The 21,423-nt window shown below is 58.4% G+C and carries 22 protein-coding genes and 1 pseudogene; 13 read left to right on the forward strand and 10 right to left on the reverse strand.

The genetic code is table 11. From position 1 onward, the window contains the following. Positions 1–36 precede the first annotated feature (36 nt). The 3 genes from hslU to hslV are packed head-to-tail and all read right to left on the reverse strand — an operon-like array spanning position 37 to position 2,535. The gene (hslU, locus tag AFIDRAFT_RS07645; protein WP_009338608.1) at positions 37–1,338 is read right to left on the reverse strand and encodes an ATP-dependent protease ATPase subunit HslU; all 1,302 of its coding nucleotides are present in this window, start codon (positions 1,336–1,338) and stop codon (positions 37–39) included. Positions 1,339–1,378: 40 nt separating this feature from the next. Continuing rightward, complete coding sequence (locus AFIDRAFT_RS07650; RefSeq protein ID WP_009338610.1) at positions 1,379–1,987, reverse strand: DUF2585 domain-containing protein; 609 nt, start codon at positions 1,985–1,987, stop codon at positions 1,379–1,381. Then, positions 1,984–2,535 carry an ATP-dependent protease subunit HslV gene (gene hslV, locus AFIDRAFT_RS07655; protein WP_040297897.1) on the reverse strand — a complete coding sequence of 184 codons (552 nt, stop codon included), beginning with the start codon at positions 2,533–2,535 and terminating at the stop codon, positions 1,984–1,986. Before hslV ends, AFIDRAFT_RS07650 begins: the two co-directional genes overlap by 4 nt. Before the next feature lie 194 nt (positions 2,536–2,729). Between hslV and hisB the strand changes: the two genes are divergently transcribed. The 7 genes from hisB (at position 2,730) to coaA (ending at position 7,461) form a co-directional block, all read left to right on the forward strand. Further along, positions 2,730–3,323, forward strand: coding sequence for an imidazoleglycerol-phosphate dehydratase HisB (gene hisB, locus AFIDRAFT_RS07660; RefSeq protein ID WP_009338613.1), 594 nt, complete (start codon positions 2,730–2,732; stop codon positions 3,321–3,323). Between the two features lie 29 nt (positions 3,324–3,352). Continuing rightward, positions 3,353–3,844, forward strand: a complete 492-nt coding sequence (locus tag AFIDRAFT_RS07665) for a DUF2628 domain-containing protein (protein ID WP_009338615.1) — start codon at positions 3,353–3,355, stop codon at positions 3,842–3,844. After that, complete coding sequence (gene hisH / locus AFIDRAFT_RS07670) at positions 3,841–4,491, forward strand: imidazole glycerol phosphate synthase subunit HisH (protein WP_009338617.1); 651 nt, start codon at positions 3,841–3,843, stop codon at positions 4,489–4,491. The genes AFIDRAFT_RS07665 and hisH overlap by 4 nt, the downstream gene beginning before the upstream one ends. Next, positions 4,488–5,225, forward strand: coding sequence for a 1-(5-phosphoribosyl)-5-[(5-phosphoribosylamino)methylideneamino]imidazole-4-carboxamide isomerase (hisA, locus tag AFIDRAFT_RS07675; protein WP_009338620.1), 738 nt, complete (start codon positions 4,488–4,490; stop codon positions 5,223–5,225). The genes hisH and hisA overlap by 4 nt, the downstream gene beginning before the upstream one ends. Further along, positions 5,226–6,002, forward strand: coding sequence for an imidazole glycerol phosphate synthase subunit HisF (hisF, locus tag AFIDRAFT_RS07680; RefSeq protein WP_009338622.1), 777 nt, complete (start codon positions 5,226–5,228; stop codon positions 6,000–6,002). It abuts the gene before it with no gap. Between the two features lie 87 nt (positions 6,003–6,089). Continuing rightward, complete coding sequence (locus AFIDRAFT_RS07685) at positions 6,090–6,422, forward strand: phosphoribosyl-ATP diphosphatase (protein ID WP_009338623.1); 333 nt, start codon at positions 6,090–6,092, stop codon at positions 6,420–6,422. An 82-nt stretch (positions 6,423–6,504) separates the two neighbouring features. Beyond that, complete coding sequence (coaA, locus tag AFIDRAFT_RS07690) at positions 6,505–7,461, forward strand: type I pantothenate kinase (RefSeq protein WP_009338624.1); 957 nt, start codon at positions 6,505–6,507, stop codon at positions 7,459–7,461. Between the two features lie 3 nt (positions 7,462–7,464). Here coaA and olsB read toward each other — a convergent pair whose 3' ends face one another. The 4 genes and pseudogenes from olsB to AFIDRAFT_RS07710 form a co-directional block, all read right to left on the reverse strand. Next, positions 7,465–8,427, reverse strand: coding sequence for a l-ornithine N(alpha)-acyltransferase (gene olsB, locus AFIDRAFT_RS07695; protein ID WP_009338625.1), 963 nt, complete (start codon positions 8,425–8,427; stop codon positions 7,465–7,467). 120 nt (positions 8,428–8,547) lie between these two features. Next, positions 8,548–10,785: an ATP-binding protein gene (locus AFIDRAFT_RS07700; RefSeq protein WP_009338626.1), complete on the reverse strand. Its 2,238-nt coding sequence runs from the start codon at positions 10,783–10,785 to the stop codon at positions 8,548–8,550. Positions 10,786–10,903: 118 nt separating this feature from the next. Beyond that, positions 10,904–11,383, reverse strand: coding sequence for a hypothetical protein (locus AFIDRAFT_RS07705; RefSeq protein ID WP_009338627.1), 480 nt, complete (start codon positions 11,381–11,383; stop codon positions 10,904–10,906). A gap of 85 nt (positions 11,384–11,468) precedes the next feature. Next, positions 11,469–12,377, reverse strand: a pseudogene (locus AFIDRAFT_RS07710) (YifB family Mg chelatase-like AAA ATPase); the annotation flags it as partial. 95 nt (positions 12,378–12,472) lie between these two features. Here AFIDRAFT_RS07710 and AFIDRAFT_RS07715 point away from each other — a divergent pair. Next, complete coding sequence (locus AFIDRAFT_RS07715; protein WP_009338629.1) at positions 12,473–14,167, forward strand: recombinase family protein; 1,695 nt, start codon at positions 12,473–12,475, stop codon at positions 14,165–14,167. Positions 14,168–14,484: 317 nt separating this feature from the next. Here AFIDRAFT_RS07715 and AFIDRAFT_RS07720 read toward each other — a convergent pair whose 3' ends face one another. Both AFIDRAFT_RS07720 and AFIDRAFT_RS07725 read right to left on the reverse strand, forming a co-directional pair. Further along, a complete protein-coding gene (locus AFIDRAFT_RS07720; RefSeq protein ID WP_156786856.1) occupies positions 14,485–15,222 on the reverse strand; it encodes a hypothetical protein in 738 nt (245 codons plus the stop codon). 165 nt (positions 15,223–15,387) lie between these two features. Continuing rightward, a complete protein-coding gene (locus AFIDRAFT_RS07725; protein ID WP_009338632.1) occupies positions 15,388–16,017 on the reverse strand; it encodes a recombinase family protein in 630 nt (209 codons plus the stop codon). 115 nt (positions 16,018–16,132) lie between these two features. Here AFIDRAFT_RS07725 and AFIDRAFT_RS07730 point away from each other — a divergent pair, with 115 nt between their 5' ends. The 4 genes from AFIDRAFT_RS07730 (at position 16,133) to AFIDRAFT_RS07745 (ending at position 20,002) form a co-directional block, all read left to right on the forward strand. Beyond that, complete coding sequence (locus AFIDRAFT_RS07730) at positions 16,133–16,945, forward strand: hypothetical protein (protein WP_009338633.1); 813 nt, start codon at positions 16,133–16,135, stop codon at positions 16,943–16,945. A 138-nt stretch (positions 16,946–17,083) separates the two neighbouring features. Then, positions 17,084–18,037 carry a sce7726 family protein gene (locus tag AFIDRAFT_RS07735; RefSeq protein WP_009338634.1) on the forward strand — a complete coding sequence of 318 codons (954 nt, stop codon included), beginning with the start codon at positions 17,084–17,086 and terminating at the stop codon, positions 18,035–18,037. Positions 18,038–18,043: 6 nt separating this feature from the next. Further along, positions 18,044–18,976 (forward strand): sce7725 family protein, encoded by a 933-nt coding sequence (locus AFIDRAFT_RS07740; RefSeq protein WP_009338635.1) that lies wholly within the window; start codon positions 18,044–18,046, stop codon positions 18,974–18,976. 6 nt (positions 18,977–18,982) lie between these two features. Then, positions 18,983–20,002: an RES family NAD+ phosphorylase gene (locus AFIDRAFT_RS07745; RefSeq protein WP_009338636.1), complete on the forward strand. Its 1,020-nt coding sequence runs from the start codon at positions 18,983–18,985 to the stop codon at positions 20,000–20,002. Positions 20,003–20,107: 105 nt separating this feature from the next. On the opposite strand, the gene AFIDRAFT_RS07750 is transcribed toward AFIDRAFT_RS07745, so the two are convergent. Further along, a complete protein-coding gene (locus AFIDRAFT_RS07750; protein WP_009338637.1) occupies positions 20,108–20,500 on the reverse strand; it encodes a MerR family transcriptional regulator in 393 nt (130 codons plus the stop codon). A 65-nt stretch (positions 20,501–20,565) separates the two neighbouring features. On the opposite strand from AFIDRAFT_RS07750, the gene AFIDRAFT_RS07755 reads away from it, so the two are divergent. Then, entirely contained in the window at positions 20,566–21,420 is an 855-nt protein-coding gene (locus AFIDRAFT_RS07755) for a cation diffusion facilitator family transporter (RefSeq protein WP_009338638.1), read from the forward strand. The last annotated feature ends 3 nt before the right edge of the window (positions 21,421–21,423 follow it).

A 21,423-nucleotide genomic window follows, 5' to 3' on the forward strand; every position in this document is an offset into this window, starting at 1 on the left:
TTCGCACGTTTTACGCGCGCCCCGGAATGACGTGCCTCACAAAATAAATCTTGAAAGATCCGCGTTCTTCGCGAGGTCCCCGATGTACTTCTGCACGTAAGCGGCATCGATGGTGACGGTCTGGCCGTGCATGTCGGGCGCGTGGAACGAGGTCTCGTCGAGCACCCGTTCCAATACGGTCTGTAACCTGCGTGCGCCGATATTCTCCACGCTCGCGTTCACCGCGACCGCGACATCGGCCAGCGCGTCGATGGCATCGTCGGTGATATCGAGCGTCACGCCCTCGGTGGCCATCAGCGCCACATATTGCTTGATGAGCGAACTTTCCGGCTCGGTGAGGATACGGCGGAGATCGTCCCGCACCAGCGCCTGCAACTCGACGCGGATCGGCAGGCGGCCCTGCAATTCCGGCAGCAGGTCGGACGGCTTGGCGATGTGGAACGCACCCGAGGCGATGAACAGGATGTGGTCGGTTTTCACCGGGCCGTGCTTGGTGGACACCGTGGTGCCTTCGATCAGCGGCAGCAGGTCGCGCTGCACGCCTTCGCGCGACACGTCACCGGTGCGCGCACCCTCGCGCACGCAGATCTTGTCGATCTCGTCGAGGAACACGATGCCATTGTTCTCGACCGCATGGATGGCGTCGCGCGTCAGCGCTTCGTCATCCAGCAATTTATCGGACTCTTCGTTGACGAGCACTTCATAGGAATCGGCGACCGTCAGCTTCCGCATCTTGGTGCGCCCACCCATCTTGCCGAAAATATCGCCGAGCGAGATCGCGCCCATCTGCGCGCCGGGCATGCCAGGAATCTCGAACATCGAAGGCCCGCCGCCGGCCTGCGTCTCGACTTCGATTTCCTTGTCGTTGAGTTCGCCCGCGCGCAGCCTGCGGCGGAACGAATCCCGCGTGCTCGCGGAGGCATTGGCGCCGACCAGCGCATCGAGCACGCGTTCCTCGGCGGCCAGTTCGGCACGCGCCTCGACATCCTTGCGCTTCTTCTCGCGGGTTTGCGCGATGGCGACATCGACAAGGTCGCGCACGATCTGTTCGACATCGCGGCCGACATAGCCGACCTCGGTGAATTTCGTAGCTTCCACCTTGATGAACGGCGCGCCTGCGAGTTTCGCGAGCCGCCGCGCGATCTCGGTCTTCCCCACGCCGGTCGGGCCGATCATCAGGATGTTTTTCGGCAGCACCTCCTCGCGCAGGCTTCCGGTGAGTTGCAGCCGCCGCCAGCGGTTGCGCAGCGCGATGGCGACCGCGCGCTTGGCGTCGTGCTGGCCGACGATGAAGCGGTCGAGTTCGGAGACGATTTCGCGAGGAGAGAAGTCGGTCATGGCATTTCAGTTAGGTTGAATGATCGGTTTCGCAAGCGAGCTAGATAATCGGCGGGCCGCCCTGCCACTGTTTGATTACCTCAAACGGGTGAGTCAGCATGATGATATTCAGCGTCAGGTTGTCGCGAATGTGCAGGCCGACCGCGATTTCGAACAAGATGGCAATGGCGACTGTCGCCATGAGAGGCATTGTCCGTGCGGCCACAAAGCCCAGAACCATCGCCAGCGTGTCCGACACCGAATTGACGATGCTATCGCCATAGTAGTCCAGTGAAATCGTGCCTGCGCGGTAGCGCTCGATGATGATCGGCGAGTTTTCCAGAAGTTCCCAGCCGCCTTCAACGACCATTGCGATCAGAAGCCGCGCGATCCAGGGTGTCTTTGGCAGCATCAACCATGTCAGGGCATAAAACAGGAAGCCATGAATGAGGTGCGAGAAGGTGTACCAGTCGGCGATGTGCTGGGAGTTCTCCGAACTCTGCACCACGCCGTGCCACAGCTTGACATAACCGCAGGTGCAGATCGGCACGCGGCCCATCGCGTAAAGTCCTGCCGCCTGCAGAGCGAGTAGAAGCGCGCCGAGAAGGAGTCCCTGACGTATCGACAATCCGACTGTCGCAGACGTCGTTGCGACTTTCGCCGCGCTCATGCGAGGAGTGTTTCGATGGTCAGGTTACGGTTGGTGTAGACGCAGATGTCGGCTGCAATCTCGAGCGAGCGGCGCACGATGGCTTCGGCATCATGTGAGGAGTCGGACAATGCCCGCGCGGCGGCAAGCGCATAATTGCCGCCGGAGCCGATCGCGATGATGCCGTCTTCGGGCTCCAGCACATCGCCGGTGCCGGTGAGCACCAGCGAGACATCCTTGTCGGCGACGATCATCATCGCCTCCAGTCGCCGCAGGTAACGATCCGTGCGCCAGTCCTTTGCGAGTTCGACGCAGGCGCGCGTCAGTTGTCCCGGATATTGTTCGAGCTTGCTCTCCAGCCGCTCGAACAGCGTGAAGGCGTCGGCGGTGGCGCCGGCGAAGCCGCCGATCACGTCGCCCTTGCCGAGCCTGCGCACCTTCTTGGCATTGGATTTGATGACGGTCTGGCCGATCGAGACCTGGCCGTCGCCGCCCACCACCACCTTTCCGCCTTTGCGGACGGTGAGGATCGTGGTGCCGTGCCAGCTCTCGGCTTGCGAATTCTGCATATGATCTATCCCCTGACAGGCTCCCATTTAGGAAGCTCCAGCCTTGGATGCAAACGGCGGCCAGGGAAGCCCGGAATCCGGAAAAATCCGGTCACCATAGACGCGATTGGGAGGCCTCCTGGCCACTGTTGCAGTAGCGAAGGCGTCATCTGCCTGTTAAAAGGCGCTCAAAATTGGGTTCTGGAGCGAATTTCATGCGCACGGCCACGATCAAGCGCAAGACCAAGGAGACCGATATCGCCGTCAGCGTCAATCTTGACGGCAAGGGCGTCTCCGATGTTGCGACCGGCATTGGTTTCTTCGACCACATGCTGGATCTCTTGGCGCGCCATTCGGGCATCGACATCTCGGTGAAGGCGCAGGGGGACTTGCATGTCGATCACCACCACACCACCGAGGATGTCGGCATCGCGCTCGGCCAGGCGGTGAAGCAGGCGCTGGGCGACATGGCGGGCATCACCCGTTATGCCGGCGTGCACCTGCCGATGGACGAGACGCTGTCGCGCGTCGTGATCGATATTTCCGGCCGCCCGGTACTGGTGTTCAGGGTGGAGTTTCCGCGCGACAAGATCGGCGAGTTCGACACCGAGCTGGTGCGCGAGTGGTTCCACGCGTTCGCGATGAATGCGGGCATCACGCTGCATGTCGAGACCTTGTATGGCGAGAACAGCCATCACATCTCGGAGTCCTGTTTCAAAGGGCTTGCGCGCGCGCTGCGCGCCGCGGTCGCGATCGATCCGCGCGCCAACGGCGCGGTGCCCTCGACCAAGGGTCAGTTGGGCGGCTAGCGCGACAAGCGCGCCGCCGGAGAGGTGAGATGCCGGTCTACACAGTTCACGCCCCGAAAAGCCTCGGCAACGATGTCCGTGCCGCGCCGGAAAAGGTCGTGTTCGTGCGCGACGGCTTTCACGTCTGGGCTTTCCTGCTCGGTTTCATCTGGCTGATCTATCGCAGGCTGTGGCTGGTGCTGCTCGGCTACATCGTGGTGCAGATCGCGGCCGAGATCATGCTGCGTCTCGCGCATGCTTCCAGCTTCGCGCATTTCGTGGTGATGCTGGTGATCGCGCTGTTCCTGGGCAGCGAAGCAGGCTCGCTGCGCCGCTGGACGCTGTCGCGCCGCAAGTGGCAGCAGATCGGTCTTGTCGCGGCGGATGACGAGGAAGCCGCCGAGCGGCGGTTCTTCGAGCAAATTTCGCAGGATGGCTTTGCCTATCCCGCAAAGACATCCTCCGCCGTCCCGATGCCACGCTCGTCCATCGTCGCGCAGGACGCGGCGGGATTCTTTCCGATGCCGGATGGTTCACGGTGAGCGTCGCTCTGATCGATTACGGTTCCGGCAACCTGCACTCGGCGGCGAAGGCTTTCGAGCGGGCCGCGCGTGCGCTTGAATTGCCGGAGAAGGTCGTCGTCACCCGCGATCCGGAAACGGTCTATCGTGCGGATCGTATTGTTCTCCCCGGCGTTGGTGCTTTCGCCGATTGCCGCAAGGGGCTCGATGCGCTCGATGGTATGGTCGATGCGATGACGGAAGCGGTGCGCAGCAAGGCGCGGCCGTTCTTCGGTATCTGCGTCGGCATGCAGTTGATGGCGACACAGGGCAAGGAGCATGTCACCACGCCGGGCCTCGACTGGATTTCCGGCGATGTCGAAAAAATCGCGCCACGGGATGAGAACCTGAAGATCCCGCACATGGGCTGGAACACGCTCGACCTTATCCGCGAACACCCGGTGATGGAAAACTTGCCGCTCGGCGACAAAGGCCGCCACGCCTATTTCGTGCACTCCTATCACCTCAACGCCACGAGCGAGGGCGATGTGATCGCGCGCGCCGATTACGGCGGGCCGCTCACCGCGATCGTCGCCAAGGACACCATGTTCGGCACGCAGTTTCATCCCGAGAAGAGCCAGCGATTCGGGCTCGCTCTGATCGCCAATTTTCTGAAGTGGAAGCCGTGATCCTTTTTCCCGCCATCGATCTGAAGAACGGCCAGTGCGTGCGCCTGCAGCAGGGCGACATGGCGCGCGCCACCGTGTTCAACCTCGATCCGGCCGCGCAGGCGGCGACGTTCGAGCGGCAGGGTTTCGCGTATCTGCATATCGTCGATCTCGACGGCGCGTTCGCGGGCAAGCCGCAGAACGCTCAGGCGGTCGAGGCGATCCTGAAGGTCGTGAAAATGCCGGTGCAGCTTGGCGGGGGCATTCGCGACATGGCGACTCTTGAGGCCTGGCTCGGCAAGGGTATCGCGCGCGTGATCATCGGTACCGCGGCGGTGCGTGATCCTTCCTTTGTGAAGGAAGCTGCGAAAAAATATCCCGGCCGCGTCGCGGTCGGGCTCGACGCGCGCGATGGCAAGGTCGCGGTGGAGGGTTGGGCGGAAACCTCGACCGTCACCGCGCTCGAGATCGCGCAGCGGTTCGAGGATGCGGGCGTTGCCGCGATCATCTTCACCGACATTGCGCGCGATGGCCTGCTCAAGGGCCTCAACCTCGATGCGACGATTGCGCTCGCGGAAGCCATTTCAATTCCGGTGATTGCCTCCGGCGGTCTCGCTTCGATTGATGACGTGAAGGCTTTGCTCACGCTGCGCGCCAAAAAGCTCGAAGGCGCGATTTCCGGTCGTGCGCTTTATGACGGGCGGATCGATCCGGCGGAGGCGTTGGCGTTGATCGCGGCAGCAAAGGCGGCCTAGATGTTCAAGGCCCGCGTCATTCCCTGTCTCGACGTCAAGGACGGCCGTGTCGTCAAGGGCGTCAACTTCGTCGATCTGCGCGACGCCGGCGATCCGGTGGAAGCGGCGATCGCCTATGACGCGGCGGGTGCGGACGAGCTTTGCTTTCTCGACATTACCGCGACGCATGAGAACCGTGGCACAATTCTCGACGTCGTGAAGCGCACGGCGGAAGCCTGCTTCATGCCGGTGACCGTCGGCGGCGGCGTGCGCACGGTGGATGACATCCGTACGCTGCTCAATCACGGCGCCGATAAAGTGTCGATCAATTCCGCCGCCGTCAGCCGTCGCGAATTCGTAAAAGAGGCGGCGGAGAAGTTCGGCAATCAATGTATCGTGGTCGCCATCGACGCCAAGCGCGTGCCGCGCGCGGGCAATTCCGACCGCTGGGAAATCTTCACCCATGGCGGGCGCAAGGCGACCGGCATCGACGCCATCGAATACGCGCAGGAAGTGGTTTCGCTTGGTGCTGGCGAAATCCTGCTGACCTCGATGGACCGCGATGGCACGCGGCAGGGCTTCGATATTCCGCTGACACGGCAGATCGCCGACAGCATTTCCGTGCCGGTGATTGCCTCGGGCGGCGTCGGCAATCTCGATCATCTGGTGGAAGGCGTCCGCTCGGGTCACGCCACCGCCGTGCTCGCCGCTTCGATTTTCCATTTTGGTGAGTTCACCATCCGGCAGGCCAAGGAGCACATGGCTCGCGCCGGGCTGCCGATGCGGCTTGACCCATGAGCGCCGTCGGGTCTTTGCTAGGATGGCAGACGGTAAAATGAGATTGGCTGGCCGGTCGGACACCGGGAAAGCCCCAGGGATAATGCGATGAGCGGTTTCACCATTCACGATCTGGCTGGCGTCATTGATGCCCGCGCCGCCTCCAGCGGAGACGTGTCCTATACGCGCAAGCTCTTGGACAAGGGGCCCGAGCACTGCGCCAAGAAGCTCGGCGAGGAGGCGATCGAGGTGGTGATCGCGTCGGTCGAGAGTGGCGGTACGCGCGAACATATCGTGGCGGAGAGCGCCGATCTGCTTTTCCATCTTCTGGTGCTGCTGAAGTCGCGCGGCATCGCGCTGTCCGAAGTCGAGGCTGAGCTTGCCCGCCGCACACAGATGTCGGGGCTGGAAGAAAAGGCGTCGCGCAAGCCGGACCGATAAGGCTGAGTGAAGCGCGCCAAACTTGTTTGCGTATCCGTCGCGGCTCGCCGTTCCGGAATGAGAGAGAAAAGAGACCGGGGCCATGACGACGGGGGCCGAACTACAGAAATACGATCCTTATCGGTCGTTCACGCGCGCGCAATGGGCGAAACTGCGTGACGATACGCCGATGACGTTGAAGGCGGCGGAGATCGAGCGGATGCACTCGATGCTCGACCGCCTCGACATCAAGGAGGTCGAGGAAATCTACCTGCCGCTGTCGCGGCTGTTGTCCTATTACGTCAGCTCGGCCCAGCGGCTATTTGAATCCGAACGCCGCTTCCTGCGCATCCGCGATCGCAAGATGCCCTACATTATCGGCGTTGCGGGCTCGGTTGCGGTCGGCAAGTCCACCACCTCACGTGTGCTGCAGGCGCTGCTGGCGCGCTGGTCGCCGAAGCCGAAGGTCGATCTCATCACCACCGACGGCTTCCTTCATTCCAACGCGTATCTTGAGCGCGAAGGCTTGATGGACAAGAAGGGCTTTCCCGAAAGCTACAATCTCGGCGCACTGCTGGCGTTTTTGTCCGACATCAAGGCCGGCCGCCCCAACGTGCGCGCGCCGGTCTATTCGCATCTGACTTATGACATCGTGCCGAACAAGACCGTCGAGATCGACCAGCCGGATATCCTGATCGTCGAGGGACTGAACGTGCTGCAGACCGGCCGGCTGCCCGCGGACGGCCAAGCGATTCCGTTCGTGTCCGACTTCTTCGACTTCTCGGTGTTTATCGATGCCGACGAGGACATGCTGCGCGAGTGGTACGTCACGCGCTTCCTGAGGTTGCGCGACACCGCGTTCAACGATCCGCGATCCTATTTCCACCGCTACGCGGGACTGAACGACGAGGAGGCGCGCAAGAAGGCGCTCTCGATCTGGAATACGATCAACCGCGTCAACCTGCATGAAAACGTGTTGCCGACACGGCCGCGCGCGACGCTGATCCTCAAGAAGGGCAGCGATCATGTGGTGGAGAAAGTCTCGCTGCGGCGGCTTTAAGCCTCAGGCCGCGTGACGGCTCGCATCCATGCCGAAATGGCCGATGTAGCGCGAGGCGATCGCGGCGACCGGCATCACCACCAGCACGTCAGTGGTGCCGAACTGATGATCGATCACGGCGCCGTCGCCGATAAAGGCGCCGAGCCGCAGATAGCCCTTGATGAGCGGCGGCAGTTCGCGCAACGCCGCCTTGGCGTCGATCGCATCCTTCGCCATCCGGTTCATCGCGACATAGCGCGAAGCATGCGCCCGCGCGCGCCATTCCTCGGGTGCTGCCGCATGGTGATGCAGGAACGACAGCGGCAGCGCCAGACGGTTCGGATCGGTGCCGGGCAGGCTCGCGCAGCCGATCATCACATCCATGCGGTGGCGGCGGACATAGGTCCAGATGCCGTGCCACAACAATTCCACCGTGCGCTTGGTGCGATAGGGCGGCAGCACGCAGGAGCGGCCGAGTTCAAGAAAGCGCAGCCCCGCATGGCGTTCCATCAAAGCGGAGATGTCGAATTCCTCGTCGGTGTAGAAGCCGCCATGGGGCCGCGCGATCTCCTGGCGCAGTAGGCGATAGGTGCCGACCACCTGCTGTTTACCGCGCCGCGTCAGCGGCGCGTCGTGATCGATAACAAGGACATGGTCGCAGATCTTGTCGAACATATCCTTGTCACGTCGGGCCAGCAGCGTCGGTGCATCCGCGATCGCGGTGCCGTCCCGGTAGAAAACCTTGTAGCGCAGTTTCTGTGCGCGCTTGATGTCGTCCCGCGATGTGGCGAGCCGGACCTCAAGCGAGCCGAGGCGCCCGAGCGTATCGAAGTGTGGTGCCGCGAAATCGGGGCGGAGGATGTCGATGCTGCGGCGGGCGGGTTTCAGCCAGTTCGCAGCGGCTAGCGCCGCAGTGCGCGCGAGTTCAGGCTTGAGCCAGTTTTGCACCGCGCCGGGTATCAACCCGGCATCATTGTCGCCACGCATCCTTCTTCCCCGCGACGCTTCGAATCGGTCAGAAGCGGTTTCGCGGCGGATTAAGCACGCCTAGCCCAATGGTTTTATGACAGCGGCGGGCAAGTCCGCATGCGACGTTTCGATGACGTTTCAGGCCGCGAGATGTGCGGGTGATATATCGCTTAGTGCCTGCGCAAGTTTCTCGCGATCCAGCGGCTTGACGAGGAAGCCGTCCATTCCCGCCTCGAAGCAGGCATAGCGATCCTCGACCAGCGTGTTGGCGGTCAGAGCCAGGACTTTCGTGCGCGACAGGCCGCGCTCTGATTCGCGGGCGCGGATCATCCGCGTCGCCGTGATGCCGCTCATCTCGGGCATCTGCACGTCCATCAGCACGACGTCGTAACGCGCGCCCGCCGTCTCCGCCGCGATCCAGGATTCCAGCGCCTCGCGGCCGTTAATGCAGATCACCGGCTGATGACCGAGCTTGGTCAGCAGCGAGCGCATCAGCAGCGCGTTGATCTCGTTGTCCTCGGCGACGAGAATCGAAAGTTTCTTGGCCGCGGCAGGCGTGCGAGTCACGTCGGAATCGTCCGGCAGCTCCGGCGCAAGCGGTGCTTCCGGCAAGAGCCGCGCCGCCAGCGAGGCCGCGCGCACCGGCTTGACGAGATAGCCTGTGAAGGCCGCCATTTCGGCGGGCCGCAGATCGTGGCGCTCCGCGGGCGTGAACATCGCAAGGCGGTGCGTGGCGTGGGGGATCGCGCGTTCGCCGAAAGCCTGCACGGCGTCTGCGCCCAAGGCATGATCGATGATCACGGCGTGCCAGGCGCGCTCGGGCAGCAGCGCTTCGGCGACGGTGAGATCGGATGTTTCGCAGGTCTGTGCGCCCCAGCGCCCGAGCCGCCGCGTCACCAGCGATGCGCCGATTGTCTGCGGCATCACCACCATCACCGCCTTGCCGGTGAGGTCCGGCGTGCGCCATGTGGTTATCGCCGAGGTGTCGGAAGCCTGCAATGGAATCGAGACCTCGAATGTCGTACCTTCGCCGGGCACGCTTTCCAGCGCAATGCGGCCGCCCATCCGGCGCACGATGCGTTCGCTGATGGCGAGGCCGAGCCCCGAGCCGCCATATTGGCGGGCGATGTGTTCGTCGGCCTGCTCGAATTCGCGGAAAATCCGTTGCTGCGCATCCGGCGCGATGCCGATGCCGGTATCGCGCACCATGAAGCTGATTTCGTTCGGCCAGATTCCCGGTTCGACGATCAAGGCGACCCCGCCGCGCGAGGTGAACTTCACGGCGTTGCTGGCGAGGTTCAGCAGCACCTGCCGCAGCCGCGCTGCATCACCCGCCACTTCGAGCGGCAGGCGTTCGTCGATATAGCAGGCAATCTCGATCTGCCGTGCCTGTGCGCGCGGCGCCAGCAATTCGGTGATCTCCTCGATCATGCCGGCGAGATGGAAGGGGCGATGTTCGAGATTGATCTTGCCCGCCTCGATCTTGGAGAAATCCAGTAGCTCCTCGACGAGCGACATCAGCGCTTCACCAGAGGTCTTCACCGCCTTGGCGTAGGCGGCCTGCTCGGGGTTGAGCGGGGTGTCGAGCAGCAAGGTGCTCATGCCGAGAATGCCGTTGAGCGGCGTGCGGATTTCGTGCGAGGCGACCGCGAGGAATTTCGACTTGGCGCGGTTGGCCGAGACCGCATGATCGCGGGCAAGGCCGAGTGCGTGCTCACTCTCGGTGCGGTCGGTGACGTCGCGGCCGACGCACTGGAATTCCGCGGGCTCGTTGGCATGAGGGCGGACGAGAGTCTCGCGCCAGGCGATCCAGCGCGGGCCGAACGCGGTCTGCGCTTTCTGGTCGTGGATGCGGGTGCCGCCCGACTCGGTGGCGTCGTCGCCCTGTTCGATCACTGGCAGAAGATAGGGGGTGCCGATCAACTCCGCGCGCGGCTTGCCGGCATAGTCGCAGAAGGTATCGTTGACGAAAGTGAGACGCTGGCTCGCGTCGCGCAGCACGACAAGATCGCTTTGCGATTCGAACAGGCTGCGTGCGCGCTCTTCGGCTTCCTTCAGTTCCCAGTTGCGGTCGATCAGCGCTTCGTTGTGAAGCGCGACTTTGCGCATGCTCTTCTTCAGCCAGCGCATCCGCATGCTCAAGGTGGCGAGCGCGAGGCAGGCGAGCGCGAACAGAAAACTGATGCCGACAGCGAACGTCTGTGGGTCGTAATTCGCCGATGGCGAGAGGCTGCCGCGCACGAAGCCGTAACCGCCGCCGAAAGTCGCAGAGAAGATCAGGAATGAGCGGATGGCGCTCACGATCCGGCGGTGGCGGCGGGAAAACCGGCGCAGCCGCGCTTTCAAACGCTTCATCCCGCCCATCGCAGTGTTCATGGCAGCATCCCCGTTTTGTCACCCCGATCACCCGGTGAAAGACTGCCGCTCCTCTCTTGCGAATGGCTTGAGGCGGCAGACTCCCGCTACGCGAGATGAGAAGATGGCTAATGAAGTCTTAAAGCTGGGACAGGACCAGCTTGCCGGGGCGCGGCGCGGCTCCGACCAGAAGAGCGGCGGCATCACGGACCGAGATCTTGGCCGAGTTCACGTAGAGGCGATAATCGCCGGGCTGTTCCGACAGATAGATGACCGGATCGGATGATTTTTCATGGGCTGCGATGGTGACGTAACGCGTCGCCGCCGTGATCGGGCAGCCCTTCCGTGTTGGTGCGGCATCATCGGAGGCGTCGACATCGTCGGCCACCGTGAAATCCGCAAGCTCGGGGCGGTCGACAAGCTGCACGCGCACGGTGGCGCGGCTTGCATCGTCGGTGAAGGAGACATGCTGCGGTGACTGCCATGGCCCGGTGGCGAGCTGCACGGAGGAACGGCCGAGCGCGATACAGGGCTGCGAGGCGGAGGTGAACTGCCCGCCAGCCAGAATGCCGACGGCAAGAAGGGGAATGGCTGACGCCAGCATCCGGAAGTGCAACATGACGCTACTCAACGCTTACAAAACAACAGGCCGGACTGCGGCCATGGTTGGCAAACTGTAAAGAGCGATCGTTACTTTCGCGTTATCAGGCGGCGCGCTGCAGATCTTCGGCCAGCATGCGGTACGACAACGCTTCGGCGAGATGCACGCGGCCGATTTTGTCCGCGCCGTCGAGGTCGGCGAGCGTGCGCGCCACCCGCAGCACGCGATGATAGCCGCGCGCGGACAACCGCATGCTGTCGGCGGCTTCGCGCAGCAGCGTGCTACCCTGTGTATCGAGCGTCGCGATCTCCTCCAGCACGGACGCGGGCGCTTCCGAATTGGTGCGGATGTGCGGCAGGCCGAGCGCCGCATAGCGCTTGAGTTGAATGTCGCGCGCGGCGGCGACGCGGGCCGCGACCTCGCGCGATCCCTCCGCAGGCGGCGGCAAAATCAGATCGGCGGCGGTCACCGCAGGCACTTCGATGCGCAGATCGATGCGGTCGAGCAGCGGCCCCGACAGACGTGCCTGATAATCGGCGCTGCAACGGTCGACGCGCCCGCGCTTGCAGGAATAACCCGGCTCATAGGCATGGCCGCAGCGGCACGGATTCATTGCCGCCACCAGCATGAAGCGGGCGGGATAGGTCAGGCGATGATTGGCGCGCGACACCGAGACTTCGCCGTTTTCCAGCGGCTGACGCAGCGAGTCGAGCACGCGCGCGTCGAATTCCGGCAACTCGTCGAGAAACAGCACGCCGTGATGGGCGAGCGAAATCTCGCCGGGCTTCGCGCGCATGCCGCCGCCGGTGAGGGCTGCCATGCTCGCGGAGTGATGCGGCGTGCGAAATGGCCGTTTTGAGGTCAGCGCGCCGCCGTTGATCTGTCCGGCGACGGAAGCGATCATCGAAATTTCCAGAAGCTCGGATGGCGACAGCGGCGGCAGGATCGAGGGCAGACGCGCGGCGAGCATCGACTTGCCCGCACCGGCGGCGCCGATCATCAGCAGGTGATGGACAAATAATCCGAGAGTTATTGGGCATCATATCAATATATGTTGGATGATTAATCCAACTTTATAACGTGGAAACAATCGCTTATAATAATACAATGAAATTCAAGGCCTACAGCTATATCCGCATGTCCACGGAGACTCAGCTCCAAGGGGACAGTCTTCGGCGGCAGACCGAAGCTTCCCGACGCTATGCTGAGGCTCATGGGCTGGAGCTGGTCACCGACGTTGATCTGCATGACATCGGTGTTTCCGCGTATTCCGGCGACAATGTCACCCACGGAAAGTTTGGACGCTTTCTTGGGGCTGTCCGGGCAGGGCAGATCGAGAAGGGCTCGTACCTGCTCGTCGAATCATTTGACCGAATCAGCCGCCAAACGCCCCTGACAGCACTGGAATCCTTCAAGGCGATCGTCGAGGCGGGACTGGTGCTGGTGACGCTCGACGATGGGCAGGTCTACCGAGACAACATCCGTACAGACCAGTTGCTGCTGTCCATCCTCAAGATGGTGCGGGCGAATGAAGAGTCTTCGCTAAAGGGAGAACGCGTCGCGAAGGCGTGGGCGAATAAGCGCGCTAACGCCGATTCAAAGAAGCTGACCGCTCGTTGTCCGAGTTGGCTGCGATTGACGGCCGACCGCTCGAAGTTCGAGATCATTGAAGAACGGGCGCAGATCGTTCGACGCATCTTCAACGAGGTCAACTCGGGTCTTGGCGTATATACGATTGTTCGCCGATTGAACGCTGAAAAGGTACCAACTTTCACTAGCCGGGCAAAAGGATGGGCGCATTCGACGGTCAATAAGGTCGTCAACAGTCCTGCTGTCATCGGTAATTTCCAGCCGAACAGGTTGGTCAACGGCAAACGTGTACCCGATGGTGAGATTAAGGTCGGATACTATCCCCGGATCATTTCGGACGCGACGTATGAGGCGGCCCAGCGAATTCGCTTCAGCAGGCTGACGCGACCATCGGATGGTCAGAAGGGGAGCGGCGGCAGGAAGGGTAAGCACTATGCAAACCTGTTCTCCAAGCTCGCCGTCTGCTCTCATTGCGGACAGGCAATGACGTATCTGAATAAGGGAAGGCCACCAAAAGGTCAGGCATACCTCACATGCTCCGATGCGCTACACAACCGTGGTTGCTCGATTAATGGGCGGTGGCGCTATGACCATTTTGAAGATGCATTCCTGAAGTTCGTTGAGCGCCTTGACCTGGCGTCAATCGTGTCGTCCGAGGAACATCAGAGCAAGCGCACGGAACTTGTTAGGCAGCTTGATGCACTGGAAGGTCGTCAGAAAATTCTTGAGAACGAAATCAAGACACTGCTCGATACCAGCCTAAGGATGTCGGGTGCGAGTGATATTCTTGCGCGCGAACTGACTAAGCGTGAACCCGCGCTCGCGGAAGCCAAAGCGAATCAAGCAGGAATCCGCCAGCAGATTGCGCAACTCGATGAGGCTGCGCTCGCCTATTATTCGAACCCGGACCAGATGTCGGAGCTCATCGGAAGGGTACGCGCAACGCGTGGCGAAAACGTCTTCAAAGTTCGGGCGCTGATTGCATCGAGACTACAGGCATTGATTAAACATGTCGTCTTGACACTCAACTATAATAAGGACGAGCGAGCATTTGAGGTCGATTTTCGGGATGGAGCAAACCTGATGGCATTCGTAAGTCAGGATGATCCGACGAAAATCACACGCGTCGTTCGAAGTTATGCGGACGAATTCACGGTAAAGGATGCCGATGGAAATCTACTCGACACGGTCTCTATGGACGAGTGGGAGTGATCTGCGGCCGAGCACTATTCGAATAGTGCTGACGCGTAGGGAAATATCCACGACCTCAATGCGTCATTTTTCGATCTTTTATTTCCCAGCGGCGAAATCACGAGGCTGGATCAGATGATGTACTGCAGGGTCTGCTTTGATCGCGATGGCAGCTTCAATAGCAAGACCGTGCAAGTGATGTGCACTAACGAGAAGACTGGCGTTCAGTTTAAGGCGTGGATTTGCGAGGGGTGTCAATCGCTAGGATACGAGACACGGTTACTTGCCGGACGTTCTTTAAAGTAATGCCAGAACGATAGCGCGTCCATTCAAGTTTCTTAGATGGATAGACGAGCTCGCATCTCAGCCATATCACGCTGTTGTAGCATTTCGGTCACTGCATTTATTCTGTCGAGTACATCGAACATTCTCATCTGGCCAATAGACCAAATAGCTAAACCGCGATTTCCCTTAAGGTCGATATCGGAACATTTGCAAGCCAGCTCAAAAGCGTCGTCGTCGCTAACCGAACGGTGAGTCCGCGCGCAAAGGTAGAGATAAGTAGCCGGATGGTTCTCGTGAATCTTCTCCCACGTAAGTCCATCAGCCCCGCCGACTCGAACGACAGCCTTAGAAATGATCCAGCCTTCTGCGCAAGTGCTAACTAGCTCGTCTAAAATGTCAGCCAGTTCATGGACGGTCGCTTGGTTAGCGAGACTTTTGGCCGCTCGAACGTCACCACTTGCACGCCAGTAGCTAAGAGCAACCGACGCCTCAAACAAACTTGGGCATTCTTTCGACGCTTTAAGCCATCGAGCCATTGCTCCTCGCGTCCCGCGGTCCTTCCATCGATCTAGAAGCTTATGTTGTTGCCGAAGAGGAAGGTAAGCAAAAATTGCGCTATGAAGCGCATCGGCGGCCTGCCGAACATTTCTATTCAAATCGGACGCAGCCACGGTAGCGTCGACCAGAGCTCCCAGGTTTTCGCCGATTGGTATATTTGCAGGATCGCGAAGTAGTCTTAGCAGCCTATTACGCAGAGCCAATCGGATATGCGTTTGGTCATTAAGTGTCATCGATATAGCGGTACAGAGGTCGTCAATCGACAGACAAGCAATATACGCATGAAGTAAGCTGCGTTCGCATGGTTCAACAGCGACGCCACTCAGTGCACCTATTCGGGTCAATACATCGCTTAATGCGAAGCTCATGCGCAAAATATAGCATAGCTAGCGTTATTATTATGATAGCCGTGTCAGGTAGTTTTTGACGGTTTGCGGATAGAATTTCTTGCCGGTAGTAGTTTGAACGCCGATCGTATTCAGGCGTCTTGCGATCTCGCTATAAGACCGCCGCATTAAGTCGGCATCGAGTTTTCTCATAAGTTGAAATGCAAAGTCGTCGGCAGCCTTGCGATTTTTCGCAGCCAAATTCTTTCCATTTGCACCGAGAACTTTGCCTCGACGCCTGGCCTCAGCTAGCGCCGCTTTCGTGCGCTCGGATATGAGTCGCCGTTCTTCTTGAGCAAGTGCAGCAAAGATGTGCAGCTGAAAATCCGTGGCGTTGGGCATTTCGGCGCAAACAAGACTTATGCCTTGTTCCAGCATATTTGCGATGAAACTCACCCGGCGAGAGAACCGATCGAGGCGGGCAATAACAAGCTTTGCTCTTTCGCGTTTGGCTAGAGCAAGTGCTCTGAGAAGCTCAGTTCGGTCGTTATCTCGTCCAGATTGCGTATCGCAGAACTCCCCAATCAAAATACCGGACGACGCGACGAAGTTCGCCACTTTATTTTGTTGGGCTGCTAATCCCAAACCGGACCTTTGCTGTTTCGATGTCGAAACTCTATAGTAGGCTACATACCTTTGCATTTGCGCGATATCTTAAATCCAGGACAGAAATTCAACGAGGAAGTAGGCCTCTTTCTGTTCAAGAGGTTGGAGTACCTCGGCAGATTTATTTGCACGTCAAGGATACAGCAGCCTGATGGCAGAGAAGCTCCCTTTCATCGATGATGGATCGCAATTTGGCGTCTCGCGCACGAGTTTCCGGCGGATGCGCAACGCGGACAAGCGCGAGCTAATGGTGCAATGGTTTCACCAGAACTTCGAGGATCCCGCACAGCGAACTTCTTATGTTTCGGCAGAGGGCGGATATATCTGGAATCACGGTGGCCCCTGTGATGCCAGGGACGAACTTTATAACGCATTCGGGGACATGGTCTCAGAGAAATTAATAGAAGAGGTGGCACAAGAAGTCGAAGCAGACGGATTGACCGATTGGGCCCCCACGCCAAAACGTGATGACTACGATGACCATTACAACTCATCTGAAGACAAGCGTGCGAGTTTTCATAATTTTAGTGATGAGCCAACTGCGGACTACGGGTCGGCGAGCGACCTTGAAGCTCGTGAGCGAGCGCGAACTGTCCTACGAGGGTTACTCGATATATTGGATGCTCCGAGAGCGGTCGGCATAGGCCACAATAATCCGCCTGATGAAATCGACGACAGCGACGTCGTCGCAACTTTACGCGAACCTGTACTCTCCTTGTATCTGGAATTGGGCAAGGCTAGCCCATCTATCTCACGTGTGAGGAAGTTCGGTGCTGCGCTTAGTCACGCAGCAATAGTATCGATTAAATGGGTTGCAAAGAAAATCGATTTAACTATCGACACTACAATTAAGGCCGGAGTACCTGTGGTCGGCACAATCGTTGCGGCGACCTATAACGACGAAATACATAAAGCCATAGACGCTGCGATAACTTGGCTATCTATCGTCGCTCGAAAATTATAGTCCGACGCCTTAGTTTGGGAATACAATCCCACGTCATCCTTTTTAGAAACAACCTCTGAATTCGATGGCGAATAGCCATCTTCAGCCTTCAGTCGTCATTTTGTATGCGGAGCAATCCGCCGCTCATAAGCAAAATTAATGGATTCCCTCAACTCTTGGTTTAAGGTAGTTCTTAATAAATCGAATTGGGACAAAACAGCGACTGTGACACCTACATCGGCTGAGCTGTCATCACTAACGCGGTTGTTTTCGTCAGCGGTCTTTCATGACTTGGCGAAGCGCGGACGTTCGGCCTTGTTCGCACGGTTAGTCCGCAACAGCAATCTCCCGCTCAAAGGCGGCGCAAGGGCGACTGTCGGCGACGCTTTCGAGGTCGCCTTTTCGATGTTGACCACACTCGGACGCCGCGACGAATATGTGTATCGGGCTGCCATCACGCACAAGATTCTGATGGGGACGCATTCGCTTCGTACTGCTTCGATGTTGAGCGAATTTCGAGCGGGGGAATGCAAAGCCGATTTGGTGATCTTGAATGGCACCTCAACAGTTTACGAAATCAAATCAGAGCGCGATTCCCTCGCCCGGCTTGCCAAGCAAGTCGCGAATTATAAGAAGGTTTTTGCGAGCGTAAACGTCATCGTGGGTGAAGGCCATGTTGACAGTGTTATACTGACGGTGCCGAAAGATGTTGGAGTAATTTGCCTATCTCGGCGCTATCAAATCTCAGTCGTCAGAGACGCGGCAAATCGACCTGGCCGGATATGTCCCGACACAGTTTTCCAGTCACTGCGCTCTGCCGAAGCCAAGTCGATTTTGAAAGCGCTGGGCGTGGATGTGCCGGATTTGCCCAATACTCTTCGATACGCGGCAATGCGCGATCTCTTCCACCAGCTTCGCCCATCGGACCTGCATGCGCAAATGGTTACGACTCTCAGGCGTACTCGCAATCTTGAACCCTTAACGTCTCTTGTCGATCAATTGCCGCAATCACTCCATGCTGCAGCTCTGTCGGTTCCTGTTAGGCGCGGGGATCATCAACGGCTGGTCGATGCTGTTGCGACTCCGCTGCGCGATGCGATGGCATGGGGTTAGCGCGAGATGTATCACCCGTACTTTCGCGGTAAACAGTTTGAACTAATTGCAATTCGCGAAACGGCGCATCTTCTCGCGAAATCCAATTTTGTTCCTATCATTGAGCCTGTGCGAGAATCCCTGGGAAATCTCCAGAAGACGCTCGAAGCCATCTGTGATGCCGGTGGACGGGCGATCGTCATCGTTAATCCGTATCACGGGGATCATCACGAAGACGGCATACCCATCTCTAAATTGCTGGCGGACGGGTATCTCGGAAAAGCAATATCGGCTGGGATTCTGCTGCGAAGCGATTTGACATTGGAAGACGCCACCAAATGCTACTCGGCGCACTTGAAGCACGATCCGACAATCGTGCATGCGGGGTTCAATCACCCGAAGGCTCTTGCGGATTATCTAGGAGGGGGTTTAACGAAATCGCGGCATGTGTTCATCGATGATCACGCCAAGGTACTGTACCGGAAACATTTTGAGGGGAGTACACGCATCCTCGTACGTGACGGGTTTAAACGTCAGCGAAATGCGGATTATCCTCCGCTTGAAGAATTTTCTGAATTGCATGTGACTTTTGGTGACGTCGGCATGGATGGGTTCGGCGACTTTCTGATTGTCGGGGACGCCTATTCGGAAGGCGGCGGGCCAGCGTACGCGGTAGCAATTCATCTAACCTTCATCGATCCCGACAAAGACGATGTGATGTACATCTATCATTTCGTGTCCACCACAAAAGACACGCCAGCAGACGCCGCCGGTAAATTCGCTCAAGCATTGAAGAAACTTATTGCCAAGCTCGACACAGGGAAATCTCATATTCTAGAGACAAGCGCAGTCGCGGAATTTCGTGAGATGCATGCTAAGGGGCACTTTCCTGGCTTGGGTTACATCAAAAAACTCTCGATGAAGCACCACATCGAGACGCTTGCCGATTACTTCGGCTAGACGTAGATGCCAAAGAAATGTTGCCCGGAGTGCTTCGATGATCGCGGTCTTCGAAAGGATATATTCCCCTCGCTGAATCCAAACAGAGGTACTTGCAGTTTCTGCCACTCAACGGATGTCGATCTTGTAGAGCCAGCTCAACTCAGCGCTTATTTTGAGCTGCTGGCGAATGTTTATGAGCCTCATGCCGAAGGGCAATCTCTTGTTGAGTGGATGAAGAGCGATTGGCAATTGTTTACGCATGCGAAAATGGACGTCGCTCACGCAAAGGAATTACTCGGAGAAATTCTGAACGATGGAGAGATCGTCAGGCGACCTTTCGTTCCGTCGACCGCATACAAGAGCGCAGGCCTTCTTCAATGGGAGACTTTGCGCGACGAAATGATGTATCGCAATCGCTGGTTCTTAGATATGACCATCGATACAGATCGGTTGCGCCATCTCATAGACTTTTTGCTGGCTGATGATTTGCCGAAGGTCTGGTATCGGGCGCGCATTAGAGGCGGTGACGATAACTTCCCCATCGATAAAATGGGCGCTCCGCCTAAGAGGCTCGCCTCACACGGACGAGCAAATCCGGCGGGAATTCCCTATCTTTATCTGGGATCAAAACCAGAAACCGCGACCGCGGAGGTGCGACCACACACTGGCGAAGTCGCGTGTGTCGCGGATTTTACCATTCCAGATATTCTTGCAGTCGATCTTCGCGATCCAAGGAAGATCATTTCGCCGTTTATCCTGGATGACGCTGCGGCTATCGGCCAATTGCGTGCAGATCTTCCATTTCTTGAACGATTGGGCGACGAGCTCACACGTCCCGTACTACCTCAAGGCGCAGCGATAGATTACATCCCAAGCCAGTACCTATGTGAGTTTATTAAGAAAAGCGGATACGATGGTGTGATCTATCGGAGCTCAGTAAGCGACGGAATCAACCTTGCGCTTTTCGATCCAACCAAAGCAATTGGAGGTAAAGTAAGCCTCTATAACGTTGAGCGCGTGTCAGTGAAGGTTGCGGCAATTTAAGTCAACGACCTGCAACACCGCGAGGCCGCCATTAAAAAATATACCAGCGTTTATGTTTTACGACGTGATTGATTTTTCGGTCTGAGATTGATTTTTGTCTCAGAGCTATGCAGCACTTAGAGCTTCGATAATTCGGCACTCAGCTACGCGGGCGTTGCCACAGCCATCGATCATTCGCTTTAGTTCGCCGCGTAGCACTTTCAACTGCAAAATCTTGCTCTCAATGGCAACTAATTGAGCAGCAGCAATCTGAGTGGCCTTCTCGCACGTCGCATCGGGGTGCCCTTGAAGGGTTAGCAAGGTCCGCACGGTCGAAAGTTCGAATCCAAGTTCGCGGGCGTGGCGGATGAAGGCTAGCCTTTGAACGTCGCTTGTTCCGTATGTGCGACGACCATTCGAGGTCCGCGCTGCTTTCGGCAGGATTCCTGAGCGCTCGTAATAGCGCACTGTTTCGATATGGACGCCGGTTCGCTTTGACAATTCGCCAATCGTAAACATTGGCTTGCTCCTGTAGTCGCTACAGGAGGCAGTATTAGCAAAGCTGCTTCAACCGGGGAAGTTCCATGACTGATGCGACGTTGCAAAACAACAATGCGGTTCGTTACCGCATCACCGGCATGGATTGCCCTTCATGCGCGGCGAAGATTGAAGGGACCACACGCAAGCTGCCCGGCGTCACGGCGGTCCAAGTCTCCCTCGCTTCGCAGGAAATGACGATACGTGTCGATGACGCGGCGCGACGTTTGCCGGAAGTCGAGCGCACCATCGAAGGGCTAGGCTATGAAATTGCTCGCGTCGATAGGGAAGCCAAGACGAATTCTGAAAGCCGCGATCTGTCGCACGTTAATCCCGCCTATAAGCGGGCGCTTTGGATCGTGGTGCTTCTCAACCTCGTTTACGGCTTGATTGAAATTGTCGGAGGGTTTCTCGCTGGTTCGCAAGCTCTCAAGGCCGACGCGCTGGATTTTATTGGCGATGGCGCAATCTCGTTTCTTGGTCTTGTCGCTATAGGATGGAGTCTGCGGGCACGCTCCCAAACGGCATTACTTCAAGGTTTATTCTTGGGGGCGCTCGGTCTGGCAGTCTTTGGGAACACGATCTATCGCATTTTTGTCCTTAACACGCCGGAGGCCGAGTTGATGGGAGCTTTCGGGGCTGTTGCGCTGGTAATCAATATTGCTTCTGCGCTTGTGCTTATCCCTCACCGGAAGGGCGATGCTAACGTGCGAGCGGTATGGCTATTCAGTCGCAACGATGCGATTGGAAATGCTGCCGTTGTTGTTGCCGCAGGCCTTGTGGCGCTAACAGGGAGTCAGTGGCCTGATCTTGTCGTTGCTGTCGTTATCTCCGCGCTGTTTCTGCACTCGGCATGGGCGATCATTAAAGATGCGCGCCGAGAGTTGATGCGGGATCGATAAGGC

The sequence above is a fragment of the Afipia sp. 1NLS2 genome, assembly GCF_000178995.1.
Classification (GTDB): domain Bacteria; phylum Pseudomonadota; class Alphaproteobacteria; order Rhizobiales; family Xanthobacteraceae; genus Afipia.